A 14,943-nucleotide genomic window follows, 5' to 3' on the forward strand; every position below is an offset into this window, starting at 1 on the left:
AGTACGCGCGATTCATTGAATTTGAACGGACGACGTCAGCCCCGTAGCCGCATTGAGCGGTGCAGAAGACTGGCGTCGATCCGGGCTGGCTGGGTGTCAGGCGAACGTGCGCATGACCTTGAGGGTTTTCTCGATATCTTCAGGGGTGTTGATGATCCCGGCAGAGAAACGCACCGTCGAATGGCGATACGGTGTGGCACTGGCGATGATCTTCTGCGCTTTCAACTTCGCCACGACATCCTTGGGCGTCCAGCCTTTAACGTCGCAGCACACGATGCCAGCGGAAAACTCGGCGCAACGGGGCGTGTGCAAGTGCACATTGGGCAGCTTCGCCAGGCCCTCTTTCAGTTGACCGTTGAGTTCGGCGACGCGATCGGCGATGCGCTTGCGGCCGATTTTCTTGACGAACTCAAACGCCTCGATCACGCCCCACTGGTTTTCAAACGCCAGGAACCCGCCAGGGCTGACCCAGGCGGCCTGCGTTTCACCTTGCGGATCGCGTTGCTGGCGCCAGGCGTTGCCAGGCTCGGCGGCCATGATGGTAGGGATGGTGGGAGTGATCTGCGCCCATTGACCTTCACGTGCCCAGACCAGCCCCGTACCATGCGGGCCAAGAATCCACTTGTGCGTGCCAGCGCTGAAAAAGTCGCAGCCTAGACTCGCCACCTGCGCCTCGGAACAACCGAAGCCGTGCACACCGTCGATCACGTAGATGATCTGATCGGCTTCAGCGCGCTCACGATTGAGTCGGGTCACAAGTGTACCGATGTCCTTGAGCGGCAAGCGCACGCCAGTGCCCGAGTGCACCCAGGTCATGGCCAGAATGCGCGTCGAGGGTTTGATGGCCGCTTCTATGCGCGCGACGATCGCGTCGACACTGACATCCTCAGGCCCTTCGTACAGATCGATGCGACGGATGCTCCCACCCCATTTGACCACTGCCAGGCGCATGGCCTCGTCGTGGGTATACCACTCGTGATGGGTGGTCAGGATTTCCTGATCGGGACGCAGCTTCAGGCCGTTGTAAATCATCGCCAGACCCTGCGTGGTGCTGGTGGTCAGCGCAATGTCCTCAGCCCGGCCACCGGTGTACTCCGCCGCCGCAGAGCAAACCTTGCGCCAAACCATGTCTTCGGGTTTGGCGAACATATTGTCTTCAAGGTAGGTATAAGGGTTCTCGTCGAAGGCCTGGCGGTGGCGCGCCATCGCATCGCGTACCGGCTTGGGGTTGGAAGCCAGAAAGAAATTGGAAATGTGCACAATCTCCGGAGACAGCTTGAACTGCGCCCGTACCGACGCCCAATCGGCGGGATCAAGTGTCGTCACGGTTTCATCCTTGACAGGTGCTTGACCCACCTGTGCGTTTACTACACTTGCAACCATGCTGCCTCCAATCAGGGTCGCTCCTACAGTGGCGCCCATAAAATCACGTCTTCCCAGATTCATACCGGCTCCCTATCGATTCACATTGAAGTGCGCGCAGGGCGCGCGAACATAGCATTGAAAATACGCTGACCATAGAGGCCGACGGCCAGGCCGAGTACGATCAGCACCACCGCCAGTACTTTGCTCACCGGCACACTTTCGTTGAACACCACTACCGAGCCGAGCATGCCGAAGATCGGCACCAGCAGAGACAGCGGCGCCACTGTGGAGAGCGGATAGGTTTTGAGCAGCGAGTTCCAGATCCAGTAAGCGAACAGCGTGTTGGGATAGACCTGGAACAGGATCGACAACATGGCAGTCGTGTTCACCTGACTGACAAACGCGGTGTAGCCGGCGCTGCCGTTCACCGCGTAATCGAGGGCGAACAGCGGAATCGGTGCAAAAGCGCTGGACCAGACCAGAAAGCCGAAGACATCCTTGGTGCTGGCCTTCTTGTTGATGATGTTGGCAACGCTCCAAGACGCCGCGCCCACCAACACCAGCAACACGCCGGTCAGGCTCACCGAACCGTCACTGATCTTGATGATGCACACCAGCCCCGCGAGGGCGATCAACATGCCCAGCACCTGAAAGCGGGTCAGCGCTTCCTTGAACACCCAACCGCCGAGCAGGATGGTGAAGAACGCGCTGAACTGCAGCACCAGCGACGCGATGCCCGCCGACAGCCCGGCCTTGATACCCAGATTGACCACGCCCCACAGACCGATGCCGAACACCAGACCATAGCCGATGATGTAGCGCCACGGCACGTCGGGTTTACGGATGAAGAAAATCGCCGGTAACGCACAGAGACTGAAGCGAATACCCGCCAGGATGAACGGATCGACGGTGGCCAGTCCCAGTTTGATCACCGAGAAATTCACACCCCAGATTGCCGTTATCAATACAGCCAACACTACGTGCAGTGGTTTCATGGATTATTTGCCTTGATGAAGGAGGTCGGTGTCACGCTACAGAGGTCAGGTTGTGAGCCAGGCGCACACGTGAAAACAACGATTGCATCCATGCCCGGGTCTGCTGGGGTTCCGCGCTTTTGACGATGCCGGCCAATGGCGCTTCGAACGCCGAATACGTCACGTGCTCCGGCAACAGCGCGCCCACTGACAGTTCATTCCATTGCACGACGTGCGCACTCGCGCGCAGCTCTTCGGCGCCGTCCAGGCCCTGGTAGATCCGCTCCGGATGGGTGTGCCCCGGGAACACAAACCAGCCGAAACCCAAGTCGCTCTGCTGGCAACTGAAGGCCGAAAGGTCCAGTTCGCCGTCTACGTGAATGCGTAATTCCAGCGACGGCAAGTGGATGCCCGTGGCGAGCTCATAGGTCGCGACCACATCCGCGCCACCGACTCGGTTACCGACCTCGAGGAACACCGGCTCGTCGTCCGCCATGATCGCTTCGAGATGAAACGCGCCATTGTGAATCTGCACCGCTTGCAGCGCCGCGCTGACCCACTCATGCATCGACGCCGTGGTTTCGATGTGCCACGAACCGAGCGGTTGACCGCGCTCCATGTAATCCAGGCAGGTGCCCACGTATTCGCTGGACATCAGGGTGATGACCCGACCGTTCAATACCAGACCGTCGAAATGGCGGATCGGGCCGCTGATGTACTCTTCGACCTGAAACTCATCAACGCGCAGCGCAAGACCACTGATCTTGTGCCTGATCTCATCGAAGGCGCGAGCCGGTTGCTGATGAATGCTGACGTCCATGCTCGACGCGCCGCTGTGAGGTTTCACCACGGTTGCGCCAGTCCACGGCGCATGGCCTTGCAGCGCCAGATAGCGCTCCAGCGACATGAAGCGCGGTACACGCAGATGCCGGGCTTGAACCGCTGCTTTCATCTCCAGCTTGTTGCGCGCCAGGGTCACCGACTGCAACGACGCACCTTCGATATTCAGCACTTTGCGCAGACGCGCCGCGTCGAGCAATTCGTACTCGGACATCGAAATGACGCGATCAAAGGTTTGTGGACTTTCAGCCAGCCACGCCAGCGTTTCATCGAAGGCGCTGTTCAGCCCGACTCGCACCACGCTGTGGCAGCGCAGGTCGGCGGGGAGCGTATCGATTGCCGATTGTTTGCCGATGTACGTGACATCGTGCAAGTCATGGTCAATCCCGCGGTGGTATTCGATACGCGGATACGGAACACGGTGAAGAATCAGGATTTTCATGCCGGGGATCTCAAAGCATATTAGAGAGAAGTCAGGACGCGACCTTGAACAATTGCGCAGCGGACAGGTGACGGTTCAGTACCGTGAGCCACTGTTCACGCAACACCGTCACCAGATCGCAGATGTCGATGCGCGCGTCATGCAACGCGACGCAGGCATGGGCCACGAAGTCGCTGTTGTCTCTGGGGGTTGCATGGATCAGCCGTGACTGGCCGATGATCCAGGCGCATTCGAGCAACACGATATCGTCCTTGGCCAAGTCGATGGTCTGCGCGGCCAACGTCAGCGTGTCATCAACCATGGTGCGGATTTCGCCCAGTTCGATCGCGTCGAGCGTCATGTCCTCGGGTACGCCGAACATCACCGTGGCGGCGCTGCAGGTTGCCGGTGGCAGTTCCTGCGGCACCGACGCGGAGAACACCGAATCGACCCACGCCGCATACAGATCGACTCCATGTACCGCGTGCGCCAGCGTCCAGATTTTCATGCCGCCGGGGCGACGGTTAGGCTCGATCACGGCCGTTTGGTAAGCGGCATCGCTGAGTTTGATCTCGTTGTGAAACGGACCGATTCGCTGGCCGACCAGACGATTGACCTGCTCGCCGGTCTGATAAATCGCCTGACGCTCTGGCTGGCTGAGGCGGGCGGGCAGGATCTGCGCTACTTCCACGGGATAACGTCCAGTGGCGCTGACTTTTTCCGTGATAAACCACAGATCGCCCAAGCCGTCATAGGAGTATTCGCGGGTGAAGGTGATGAACGCTTCTGCCAATACACCGCCCTCCAGGTAGGGCGCCACTTCGGCAAAAGCCTGCTCGCAATCGCCCCCCGGTGCGACCATCACCACCCCGCGATTGTTGCCTTCACACGCAGGTTTGATGACGAAGCCGCGTTCCTGGCGCAGGGCGAAATTGCGCACATCGTTGATGCATCCGATCTGCTGGAAGTCCGGCAGCATGACCCCCAGCGGCTCAAGCAGGGGACGATCGCGACGCTCGGCGATGCGGTAGGCCAGTTTGTCAAAGGCGCCCAGCGCCAGCTCGGCGTCGTCCACCGGCAGGCCGAGTTGTTCGAGCAGGGCCGCACCGCTGGCGACCGCGTTGTCGGAAAACACCATTCCGGCACTGATTCTGTCCGCGTCCTCGCCCAACTGACGCAGCGCATGGCGGACGAAATCCGAGTCCAGCGGGTCGGCATCGATGACCCGATCACTGATCTGCAGGTCATGATCCTGAGGATTGTCCCGGACCAGCCAGGTCTCGGCGCCCCATTGCTGGCGCGCATAGTTGCGCATGTGCAGAACATCGCCGATCCGGCTCAGGTTGTAGTCCACTATTAACAATACAGGCGCACGCAGCGGCATGTTCGTCATCCTCAAATGCATGGAATTGCTCGTGGACAGCATTGCTGTTCCAGGTGCTTGCTCAGCGGGATTTCAATGGCTTTCAACGTCGTACTGGATGTCCAGCGCCGTGGCGCAAAGACGCGCCAGGCGCTCAAGTTCCGTTGCCTGACGGTCTCGGTCGAACGTCCACAGCAACTGGCCCAAAAACACTTCGCGGGCATGCGCGGGAATCACATCGCCTGCTTTGAGCAGGATGTGTTTCACCACCGGCGCCAAGGGCAGGTCGTTGAGGGTGATTGAACTCAGTGTTCCCGGTTTGGCGAAATAAACCCGGAAGAAAGTCGCTGTGGTCTGTGCGCTGCTGCCGTCCGCCTGCCAGCCAAATTGGGTCAGGCGTTGCACAAGCGCTTCGCGGGGCAGGGCGTCGTCCTGACTGGCCAGAAGCAGATCCAGCCACAGCGAGAGCATGCTGTGGCCGCCGGTGACTGCCTGGACACTGTGGGAAATCAAGCTGCCGCCAACGCGCGGATTGATCTCGATCAGGTCCCAGTGTTGCCCGGTGAAACGCGCTTCAACGTGGTAGCAGCCCCACTTGAGATCCATGCAGTCCAGCACGTTCTTCAGCCACTGCAAGCCCGCCGCAATCTGCGCCTGATCAAGGCTTGCCGGCGGCGTGGTGCAGCTGTCTTCCAGTACCGTGTCAGCGGTCTCGGTCACTTCGTATTTTTCATGGACGGCCACGACATGCGCCTGACCATCGACCAACAGCATCTCGAAACTGAATTCCTGACCGGCGATGTAATCCTCCGCCATGAACTGCAAGCCGTCGTTGAAGGCCGAGGCATACACCGTGTCCTCGACCGAAGCCTTGCGCAGTTCCTCAAGCGCCTCCCAGGTGGTGTCCTTGCGCATCGGAAACGCCGCATACGAAGCGATCCCGTGGATCGGTTTGATGAAGTAGCGCTGGTTCCGCGCTTGCAGTGTTTCCAGTACCGGTGCAGTCAATGCATAAGCATTGGCTTGCGATAATCCTGCCTCGGCCAGTTGGTTGCGCACCTCAAGCTTGTTGCGCAATGCCAGTGCCTGTCGGGCATCAATGTCATACGTTCCAAGCGCAGCGTTGGCTGCGGCCATCAGGTGTCGATAACCTTCCCACACACTGATGCAGCAGGTGACTTGCTCGCCGGACCTGCGCAGCGTCTGGAGTGTGTTGTTCACCTCTTCCAGTCTCAACTGGTGAGAGTCTGCGGTGCAGAGCCGGTCCGCCCAGCCCTGAATCTGTTCCAGGCGGGCCGGTACGTGTTCAGGAAGCGGCAATGAAGTCAGTACGAAACACCGGAGCTGGCGGCGATGCAGCTCCTCCTTCAAGTCCTCCAGGAAAGAAAAGCCGCAGTGGCTCAGGATCAAAACGCCGGCTCGATTTGAATTCATTGCCTGCTCCATGGCTTAAGCTGCCTTGTCTTGCGGCTTGGCCAGGGTGTCGATGTACAGCTCGCTGAAGTACATGGCGAGAATTTTCTGATGCTCGGTCAGGTAGCGTTTCAGGGCTTCGATGTCCTGCTCACCTTTAATCAGGAAGCGCAGAGCGGCCCAGACTTCACCCGGATGGTCGTCGTTGATATCGGTGTGAGAGTGGGAAACCTGACCGATGATGTTTTTCTCGCCAACCGACGCCTTGAGGGCTTCGAGCTTGCGTGGTTCGAGCTTCACGTTCACATACTCGACCAGGTAGGAATAGGCAACGACGCCCAGTGGGCCTTCGTGGTCCAGCAGGTAGGAGAAGAAGCCCGCCAGCAACTTGGTGGACAGGTACGGTTCGGTGGCCAGGAACTCTTCGCGACTTACGCCGACACGTTCCAGATCCTGAATGAACAGGTCGTCGTGGAGCATTTCTTCCTGTTCGTAGTGGGCCCAGATCTGTGCAGCTTCCGGGCTGACCTTGGCCACATCGACCAGGGCTTTTGCTTCAGCCACGCGCAGCAGACGGATGCGCCATGCGGTTTCGACCAGGTGACGTTTGTAGTACGCGCTGTTGACGTCTTTGCCTTCCAGGTGAGCGGCTTGAGGCACGGTTGCGTACCATTGCTCGACTTGTGTATCGATAATCCGGTCAATTTCCCCACGCAGATTTAACGACGCGCCAGCATTGAGAAAAGGAGTGCGATCACCATAGCCAACATTCTTCACACGGTTAAGCATAATCAAGCCTCTGTTTTGGTTTTTTTAACGCGTTAATTAATGAACCGACTTCAACTGCAGCTATCAGCCAATGACGTCAATAGCTAATTCACCTCTTATCAGGCACTGGCACGCCAGACGGTATTCTTCTCCGGTGTAGCCCAGCACTTCGATAAACGCTTCCTCATCGCCGTCCCGAGGGCTTAACGCATCGAGACCAGATTTGACTTTGATCAGACATGCGCCGCAGGCCCCGACGCGGCACCCCAACGGAATCACATTCTTGCCACCAGCTTCCCACTCGATATCGGTAATAGGCGAGTTGACCGGTAACTGAAACTCAAGTTGATGCGACGCAATAGTGAGTGTGTGCAACGCCATACTGACCTCGGCTGATATTAAAGTGTGTGTGGCAGCCCCACTGTTTCACGCCAACCGTTAACTTACGATCGCGAGAAGTTTGTTGATGCTGGAAAGTTATTTGGAAGTCAGTCCCAGGTAGATCCAGTACATCAGGGCGATTGCGCTGATGGCGGCACCCAATATACAAACGACGACCCAGCCAAAGTGTGCATAAGTATAAGTAGCGGCTATTGCGCCCAGACCACTGCCCACCGAATAGAAACACATGTAGGCGCCCACCAGTCGGCTTTGTGCATCGGGTCGTGCGGCAAAGATCAGGCTCTGATTGGTGACATGGACGGCTTGCACGGCGAAATCCAGTAACACCACACCCACCACCATGGCGAACAATGAGTGTTCAACGAACGCCGTAGGCAGCCAGGACAAGGTCAACAGTGCTAACGCGACGCCCGTGGTGCGATTGCCTCGCCCTTGGTCGGCGAGCCGTCCAGCCCGTGCCGCTGCCAGCGCACCGGCCACACCGGCGAGTCCGAACAAACCAATCTGGGTGTGTGACAGCGACAACGGTGGCGCGCTGAGCGGCAGTACCATCGACGTCCACAACACATTGAACGCGGCGAAGATCAACAGGGCGAAGGTGCCCCGGACACGCAATGTGCGTTCGGTCAGGTACAACTGGAACACCGATCGCAGTAATTGCCAGTAGCCGCCTTTCGCCGGTGGCGTGGTGGAGGCAGGCATGGTGCGCATCAGCACCAGTGCCATGCCGATCATCAGGGCGGCCGAGACAAAATAAACGCCGCGCCAGCCGGCCAGATCAGCCACTGCACCGGAGACGAAGCGGGCCAGCAGAATTCCCAGCACCACGCCACTGGTCACGGTGCCGACGGCTTCGCCACGCTGCTCGGGACTCGCCAGCGAAGCGACGTAGGCAACCACCACTTGCACCACGACCGCCATCAGGCCCACCAGCACCATCGCGCCGAGCAACATGCCCCAATCCTGCGACAGGCCAACTGCGCACAGGGCCAGAGCCGACAGCAGCATTTGTGTAAGGATAAGTTTCTTGCGATTGAGCAAATCACCCAGCGGAACGATGAACAACAATCCGACGGCATAACCGGCTTGTGTCACGGTCACTACGACACCAATCGTGCCCGGCGAAACTGCCAGACTGGCAGCCATCGATTCCAGCAAAGGCTGGGCGAAGTAGACGTTTGCGACCGCCATGGCGCAGGTAATTGCAAAAAGAAAAGTCTGATAGCGACTGAGCTGGGAGGTGTCCCGGGTTGGAGGGGCTTGCGTGTGCCCACCGCTGGATTTTTCGGCTTCGATGTCCATCTTTACCGGGGCATGAGACTTGAACAGCATCACTCCATCCTTGGAATATGTGGTTTCTAAAGGAAACCGATGCGTTGATTTTTATCAAATGAGGTTGTTAAATGCAACCATATTGGTAAAACATTTTCGTCTGACGTTTGAACTTTTCCCCCCTTCCTACTGACCCGCCTCCAGGAGACCCATGGCCAGACAGCAATTACTGGCGCAGAGCGAATGCCCGGTCGCCCGCACGCTCGAAGCAATCGGAGATCGCTGGGTATTAATGATCATCCGCGATGCGTTCGACGACGTTCGCCGCTTCAGTGAATTTCAGAAACGTCTTGGTCTTGCCAAGAACATCCTCACGGTCAAGCTCAAAATGCTCGTCGAGTTGGGCGTATTCAACATCCAACCGGCATCCGACGGCAGTGCCTACAAAGAATATGTGCTGACTGATATGGGGCGCACGGTGTTTCCCATCATCGTCAGCATGCGCCAGTGGGGGGAGCGCTACTTGTTCAACACAGGGGAGAGCTACTCGGTGCTGCTCGACAATGAATTGTCGGAGCCGGTAGAAACCATCGCCGTACGTTCCAAGGCGGGCAAGGTGTTGACCTCGGTCGATTGTCATCGGCGGGTCGTCAAGCGCTGGGATTGACGCGAGTCGAAACGACTGGTCGACAGCAACGGATCGCCGATCAAGTTGCTCCGAAGCGCCGAAGAGTTGAATCGAACGAAGACCTGACCGCAAGCTAATCTGTTCATCACTGGCAGTGCTGCTAGCGATGAAAGGCAATTCAAACGGGCGTCAGGGTACTGTGGCGTCTTATCGTTTGCAGCGTAAAGGCGAATCCAATTAAGTCTCACGTGGAGGCCTCCCCGCTCGCGTTGCCTGTTTTCGGGCGAAGGTCTGGCTTTCCTGATAAACTATCGCGCCCTTCTGCATGATGCGAACCTGTGCGTTATAGGCAACAGACCCGTCTTTGCGCTTGCGGACGGTGATAGATCCCATTTTGCTGAATTCCTAATGGCTCTTGCTGAATTTCAACAACACCATATCAACGATAAGCAAAAATGGTAGCAAATAGCGGTAAATGAGAGATTCAAGAATGCGGACGAAACCCACGGAAAACCTACCTGAATCAGCAACTACGGCATTTAGGAGGTTTTCCGTTGCCCCGATGATGGATTGGACAGATAGACACTGCCGCTTTTTCCTGCGCCTGCTCTCCAAGCACACTCTGCTCTACACCGAAATGGTCACCACTGGCGCCATTCTCCAGGGTGATCACCAGCGTTTCCTGCGCTACCACGCCTCCGAGCACCCGCTGGCGCTGCAACTGGGCGGTAGTGTACCGGCTGATCTGGCCGCTTGCGCCCGCATGGCCCAGGACGCCAGTTATGACGAGGTGAACCTCAATGTCGGCTGTCCCAGCGATCGGGTGCAGAACAATATGATCGGCGCCTGCCTGATGGGGCACCCGGAACGGGTGGCCGATTGTGTGAAGGCAATGTGCGATGCGGTGTCGATTCCGGTGACGCTCAAGCATCGTATCGGGATCAATGGTCGTGACAGTTATGCGCAGCTCTGCGATTTCGTCGGCAAGGTCCGGGATGCCGGTTGCCGCAGTTTTACCGTGCATGCACGGATCGCGATCCTGGAAGGACTGTCACCCAAGGAGAACCGGGATATTCCACCGCTGCGGTACGACGTGGCCGCACGGCTGAAACAGGATTTCCCAGAGTTGGAGATTATCCTCAATGGCGGAATCAAGACGCTGGCGCAGTGTCATGAGCATTTGCAGACGTTTGACGGGGTCATGCTGGGGCGCGAGGCGTATCACAATCCATATCTGCTGGCGCAGGTGGATCAGCAGTTGTTTGGCAGTGATGCGCCGGTGATTTCCCGGGCTCAGGCGTTGGCAAGGTTGCGACCATATGTGGCCGGGCATATAGCCGATGGCGGGGCGATGCATCACGTGACCCGCCATGTGTTGGGACTGGCCACGGGGTTTGCTGGGGCGCGACGGTTTCGGCAACTGCTGTCGGTGGATATTCACAAGACGAAGGATCCGTTGGCGTTGCTGGATCAGGCCGGGGAGCTGTTGGAGGGGCACTAATCCGAGGGCGCGTTATCGTGCTTCGCGGGCTAGCCAGCGTCGACAAGGGCTGAGGGTTTTCGAAGGCGTAAAGAAAGCAATATCAAGGTAAATGTCACCCTTTTTGCGCTCAAGCCTTCAGTTGCTCAACTACGCTCCAGCGCGTTCACCAGGTCGTGAAACGCTTCGCGGTTGGAGTCGTTCAAGCCCATGAGGATCTTGTGCGCTTCCAGCACTTTGACCCGCACCACCTCTTCTGACTGGTCCTGCGAAGGCAGATCGGTCAGGCATTCCGGACACGGGACCGGGCGATTGACGATGTTGAATACTTGATCGAAACCCATGGACTGCAGCAAACGGGTGATGTCGTCGTGGACGGTTACCACGGTCGGCAACAAGCCTACTTTCTGCCGCGACAGGATCGAGAGCTTGGCCAGCAAGCCCAGGGTGGTGCTGTCGATGCTGCGGGTTTCGGTCAGGTCGATCACGATCGCCGTGAAATTCAGCGCCGTGAAGATCTTCTCGATCGTGGCATCCAACGCTGAACACAGAGTCAGGCGAACTTCACCAACGAACTTCAGAACGAAGGTGCCATCCTGCTCAGCGAACTGGATTCTACCGGTACTCATCAAAGATTCCTGCTCAACACTAACAAGGCGATATCATCCGGCATATCCCCAAGCGTGGCCAATCCAAAAACCTGGCGCAAGCCATCCAGGCTGCCTCCAGCTGTTCTCACCAATTGAGGCAAGGCAGCCTCTTTCTCTTTGAGTGTATCTTGTTGCAAAAGATCCAAAATGCCATCAGACATGAGTGTAAGACTAAATGTCTGTGGCAGTTTCAGAATGTGGTCTTCATAGGTGGCTTCGTTGAATAAGCCCACCGGCAGACCACGGCCTTCCAGATAATGCGCGCTGTCCGGGGTGTACAAGACCGGCAGCGGCAAATGGCCACCGATGCTGTAGGTCAACAACCCGGTTTCTTCATCGATCACGCCACCGACCATGGTCACATGCTTGCCCAGCTTGCAGTTGATCAGGCCACGGTTGATATGACCCAGCACCTGCGAGGGGGTGAACTCTGGCAAGGTGCCGTTGCGCTTGGACTCGAACAGTAGTCGCGTGGTCATGAACTTCAACAGCACGGTGACAAAAGCCGACGATGCGCCATGGCCCGAGACATCCGCCAGATAGAACGCCACACGTCGCTCATCGACTCGGAAGTAGTCAACGAAATCGCCGGACAAATACAGGGACGGGATGATTTGGTGAGCGAAGCGGAAGTTGTCGATGCTCCAGGGACTGACCGGCAGCATGTTCATCTGTACCTGGCGACCGGCGTTCTGATCCTCCTGCAACAGATGGAGGCTGGCTTCGAGTTCGCGGTTGGCGGTTTCAAGCTTCTCACGGTAGCGCTGGTTCTCCAGCAGCAGGCGCGCACGGTCCAGCGCCCGATGCACGGAATGCTCCAGCACGGCGAGGTCTTCGAGGGGCTTGATCAGGTAGTCCGCCGCGCCCAGGCGCAACGCTTCGACGGCATCGTTCATAACGCCCGCGCCCGATACCACGATCACCGGCGTTTGCGGGGAAAGGTCGGTCACCTGGCGAATAAGCTCAAGGCCGCCCATCTGGGGCATGCGCAGGTCGCAGATCACCAAATCAGGCCTTGTTTGCTCGAATACCTGAAGTCCCTGCTGGCCGTTACTGGCTTGCAGGACGCTGAATCCGCTGTCTTCCAAATAGGCCGCAAGGCTTGCGCGCACTACTTCGTCGTCATCAATTATCAGCAGCGTGGCACTGGTTTTTTGCATGTGGGCAAACGGCGCCAGGATTAGGTTGGCGTAGCCGGCGAGGCTTTTAGCCCGACGCGCACTACTGGATTCGCTCTGGCCCCTCTGTTTCGAACGCGACGGACGATCAAGTCCGGTGCATAGCGATCAGAGGTGCCCTTCTAAGGCGCAGACGGTACTCCCATCCGCCGGGCGTTTCAAGCTCATGCCGACGGTGGTTTGAGGTCTTTACACCTCAAATCACCGGGAGTTATAAAAAGTGCGAAAACCACAACGAAATCGCTAGAAGTCGTCCTCCACTTTGCCGTCCTTGACCTTGAATTCGCGGTTCTGCAGGTAAGCGTTGCGGATAAAGATGTACTTGTCGCCGCTGATCAGCTTCTCGCTGGACAACAGGCTCGCACGGGTGTCGATGATATCCACGCCGAAGGTGATGTTGCGCGCTGACATGTCGTCCATGTAGCGATAAGGCTTGGTGTAGCTGTCGGCAAACCTGGAAGGCGCGTCACGCACGGTGCTCGGGCCGAAGAACGGGATAACTACGTAGGGACCGCTGCCAACGCCCCAGTGACCGAGGGTCTGACCAAAGTCTTCGTCGTTGCGCTGCAACCCCATCTTGGTGCCGACATCAAAGAAACCCGCTACGCCGAGGGTGGTGTTCAGCAGCAAGCGCGCGGTATCGATACCGGCAGCCCGTGGTTTGAGCTGCAGTACGTCGTTGACCAGGTTGCCAACGTCGCCGAAGTTACGGTAGATGTTGTGAATACCGTTCTCCAGGAACTGCGGAGTGACCGCCTGATAGCCTTGGGCCAAGGGTTTCAGGGCGTAGGTGTCCAGTGTATCGTTGAATTTGAAGATCGGCCGGTTGAGGCTTTCCCACGGATCTTCGTCCGCCGCCTGCGCGGCAAATGGCGCCAGCGCAACGCCGGCACACAACGACAACTGAGCTAGACGATCGATCCAGCACATAGAGAGGAACTCCTTGGATGAGACGGGATACGAGGCGCTATGCCCTGATTAATAAGGCGCAGTATAAAGCGAATACTTGGATTTAGGCAGTGTGACCCGGACAAGTCCTACAAAGAATTACAGGTTAGACCAAGGACGCCTGGTCATCCAATTGTCATGGCGGCGCCTTATTCTACGCAGTCATCATCAGGGACGTTGCCATGCCATTACTCGCCGTCGCACCTCTACCCGCGCCCACCGCCCTGCTTTTCGGCTTGTCCGGTTGCCTGGTGGATTTCGGTGCCCGCGCTCGCCGACATCTGGATTCGGACGAACACCACCACACCACGCCGGGCGCACTGGACATTCTCCAAGGACTACAACAACGCGGTGTGCCGTGCGCCTGGCTGGATGAATTGCCCCACACACTGAGCCTACCGCTCGCCGCTCCCCTACCCGGTTGGATCAAACCCTCTCTCACCCCCGCCCACTGCGCACAGTGGCCGGCACCCAATGCCTGCTGGCATGCGCTGATGGCGCTCGGCGTGGAACAACTGGAGGGTTGTGTGTTGATCAGCGGCGAACCTCGCCTGCTGCAAGCGGGCTTGAATGCAGGCCTGTGGACCATCGGTCTGGCCTCCTGCGGCCCCTTGTGCGGCCTGTCATCCAGGGAATGGCAGGCGCTGTCAAAAAAAGAGCAGGAAAAAAAGCGCGCCAAGGCCACCGTGGAGCTGTTCAGCCTCGGCGCGCACTCGGTGATCGATCACTTGGGGGAACTGGCGAGCTGCCTGGACGATATTGCTCTGCGCCGGCTCAAGGGCGAGAAGCCCTGAGCAACGAACTGACGGTGCAGGCTGCTCGATCGGGCGCGGATCGCCAGTGTGGATTACTCTAAAAGGTAGGCATAGACCTTTATCATTGCATGAAGGTCTATGCCAGAGACTATCTAGAGAAGGAAACCACCATGCCTGCCCGCGAACTGCAAAAACAACTCAATACCTTGCGCGAGCAACTTAAACAGAATCCACCGCTGTCCAGAGCCGAGCGCGCCAATCTGCGGGAGCTGATGCGACAGATCGAATTGCAGTTGGAACTGGAAACCGCAACCCAGGACAGCAGTCTGGCCGACGGCGTCAACCTGGCGGTCGAGCGCTTCGAACTCGAACACCCCGCCATTGCCGGCACCTTGCGCAATATCGTGCAGACCCTGGGCAATATCGGTATCTGAACAGCGCGACACAGCAGCCCGCCCATCCGGCATCGCGAAGGCTGTTTTCAAG

General features: G+C 58.0%; 15 protein-coding genes and 1 pseudogene. 4 read left to right on the plus strand and 12 right to left on the minus strand.

The window, feature by feature from the left end:
* Window positions 1-96: 96 nt before the first annotated feature.
* From AWM79_RS20385 to AWM79_RS20420, 8 genes are all read right to left on the minus strand, one after another.
* Window positions 97-1,326: an aminotransferase class V-fold PLP-dependent enzyme gene (locus tag AWM79_RS20385; RefSeq protein WP_244159582.1), complete on the minus strand. Its 1,230-nt coding sequence runs from the start codon at window positions 1,324-1,326 to the stop codon at window positions 97-99.
* A 137-nt stretch (window positions 1,327-1,463) separates the two neighbouring features.
* Window positions 1,464-2,360 (minus strand): EamA family transporter, encoded by an 897-nt coding sequence (locus tag AWM79_RS20390; protein WP_017133549.1) that lies wholly within the window; start codon window positions 2,358-2,360, stop codon window positions 1,464-1,466.
* A gap of 31 nt (window positions 2,361-2,391) precedes the next feature.
* Window positions 2,392-3,621: an ATP-grasp domain-containing protein gene (locus tag AWM79_RS20395; RefSeq protein WP_060783647.1), complete on the minus strand. Its 1,230-nt coding sequence runs from the start codon at window positions 3,619-3,621 to the stop codon at window positions 2,392-2,394.
* A 31-nt stretch (window positions 3,622-3,652) separates the two neighbouring features.
* Entirely contained in the window at window positions 3,653-4,984 is a 1,332-nt protein-coding gene (locus AWM79_RS20400; protein ID WP_017133551.1) for an ATP-grasp domain-containing protein, read from the minus strand.
* Window positions 4,985-5,056: 72 nt separating this feature from the next.
* On the minus strand, window positions 5,057-6,397 hold the full coding sequence (locus AWM79_RS20405) for an ATP-grasp domain-containing protein (RefSeq protein WP_060783648.1): 1,341 nt from the start codon (window positions 6,395-6,397) through the stop codon (window positions 5,057-5,059).
* A gap of 15 nt (window positions 6,398-6,412) precedes the next feature.
* Window positions 6,413-7,165 carry a hypothetical protein gene (locus tag AWM79_RS20410; protein WP_017133553.1) on the minus strand — a complete coding sequence of 251 codons (753 nt, stop codon included), beginning with the start codon at window positions 7,163-7,165 and terminating at the stop codon, window positions 6,413-6,415.
* 63 nt (window positions 7,166-7,228) lie between these two features.
* Window positions 7,229-7,525, minus strand: a complete 297-nt coding sequence (locus AWM79_RS20415) for a 2Fe-2S iron-sulfur cluster-binding protein (protein WP_017133554.1) — start codon at window positions 7,523-7,525, stop codon at window positions 7,229-7,231.
* Between the two features lie 96 nt (window positions 7,526-7,621).
* Entirely contained in the window at window positions 7,622-8,878 is a 1,257-nt protein-coding gene (locus tag AWM79_RS20420) for an MFS transporter (protein ID WP_060783649.1), read from the minus strand.
* Window positions 8,879-9,029: 151 nt separating this feature from the next.
* Here AWM79_RS20420 and AWM79_RS20425 point away from each other — a divergent pair, with 151 nt between their 5' ends.
* Entirely contained in the window at window positions 9,030-9,485 is a 456-nt protein-coding gene (locus AWM79_RS20425) for a winged helix-turn-helix transcriptional regulator (RefSeq protein WP_017133556.1), read from the plus strand.
* Window positions 9,486-9,689: 204 nt separating this feature from the next.
* Here AWM79_RS20425 and AWM79_RS25760 read toward each other — a convergent pair.
* Window positions 9,690-9,839, minus strand: a pseudogene (locus AWM79_RS25760) (site-specific integrase); the annotation flags it as partial.
* A 97-nt stretch (window positions 9,840-9,936) separates the two neighbouring features.
* Between AWM79_RS25760 and dusA the strand changes: the two are divergent.
* The gene (gene dusA, locus AWM79_RS20430) at window positions 9,937-10,947 is read left to right on the plus strand and encodes a tRNA dihydrouridine(20/20a) synthase DusA (RefSeq protein ID WP_060783650.1); all 1,011 of its coding nucleotides are present in this window, start codon (window positions 9,937-9,939) and stop codon (window positions 10,945-10,947) included.
* A gap of 125 nt (window positions 10,948-11,072) precedes the next feature.
* On the opposite strand, the gene rssC is transcribed toward dusA, so the two are convergent.
* The 3 genes from rssC to AWM79_RS20445 form a co-directional block, all read right to left on the minus strand.
* Window positions 11,073-11,555, minus strand: coding sequence for an anti-sigma factor antagonist RssC (rssC, locus tag AWM79_RS20435; protein ID WP_017133558.1), 483 nt, complete (start codon window positions 11,553-11,555; stop codon window positions 11,073-11,075).
* Window positions 11,555-12,736 carry a two-component system response regulator RssB gene (gene rssB / locus AWM79_RS20440; RefSeq protein ID WP_017133559.1) on the minus strand — a complete coding sequence of 394 codons (1,182 nt, stop codon included), beginning with the start codon at window positions 12,734-12,736 and terminating at the stop codon, window positions 11,555-11,557. The genes rssC and rssB overlap by 1 nt, the downstream gene beginning before the upstream one ends.
* Before the next feature lie 261 nt (window positions 12,737-12,997).
* Complete coding sequence (locus AWM79_RS20445; protein ID WP_060783651.1) at window positions 12,998-13,684, minus strand: MlaA family lipoprotein; 687 nt, start codon at window positions 13,682-13,684, stop codon at window positions 12,998-13,000.
* Between the two features lie 200 nt (window positions 13,685-13,884).
* Between AWM79_RS20445 and pcrP the strand changes: the two genes are divergently transcribed.
* Together pcrP and AWM79_RS20455 are read left to right on the plus strand one after the other, a co-directional pair.
* Entirely contained in the window at window positions 13,885-14,496 is a 612-nt protein-coding gene (gene pcrP, locus AWM79_RS20450; protein WP_060783652.1) for an HAD superfamily inactivated hydrolase PcrP, read from the plus strand.
* Window positions 14,497-14,627: 131 nt separating this feature from the next.
* Window positions 14,628-14,891, plus strand: a complete 264-nt coding sequence (locus tag AWM79_RS20455; RefSeq protein WP_017133562.1) for a DUF4404 family protein — start codon at window positions 14,628-14,630, stop codon at window positions 14,889-14,891.
* The last annotated feature ends 52 nt before the right edge of the window (window positions 14,892-14,943 follow it).

It is taken from the genome of Pseudomonas agarici (genome assembly GCF_001543125.1).
GTDB classification, from domain to species: Bacteria; Pseudomonadota; Gammaproteobacteria; order Pseudomonadales; family Pseudomonadaceae; genus Aquipseudomonas; species Aquipseudomonas agarici.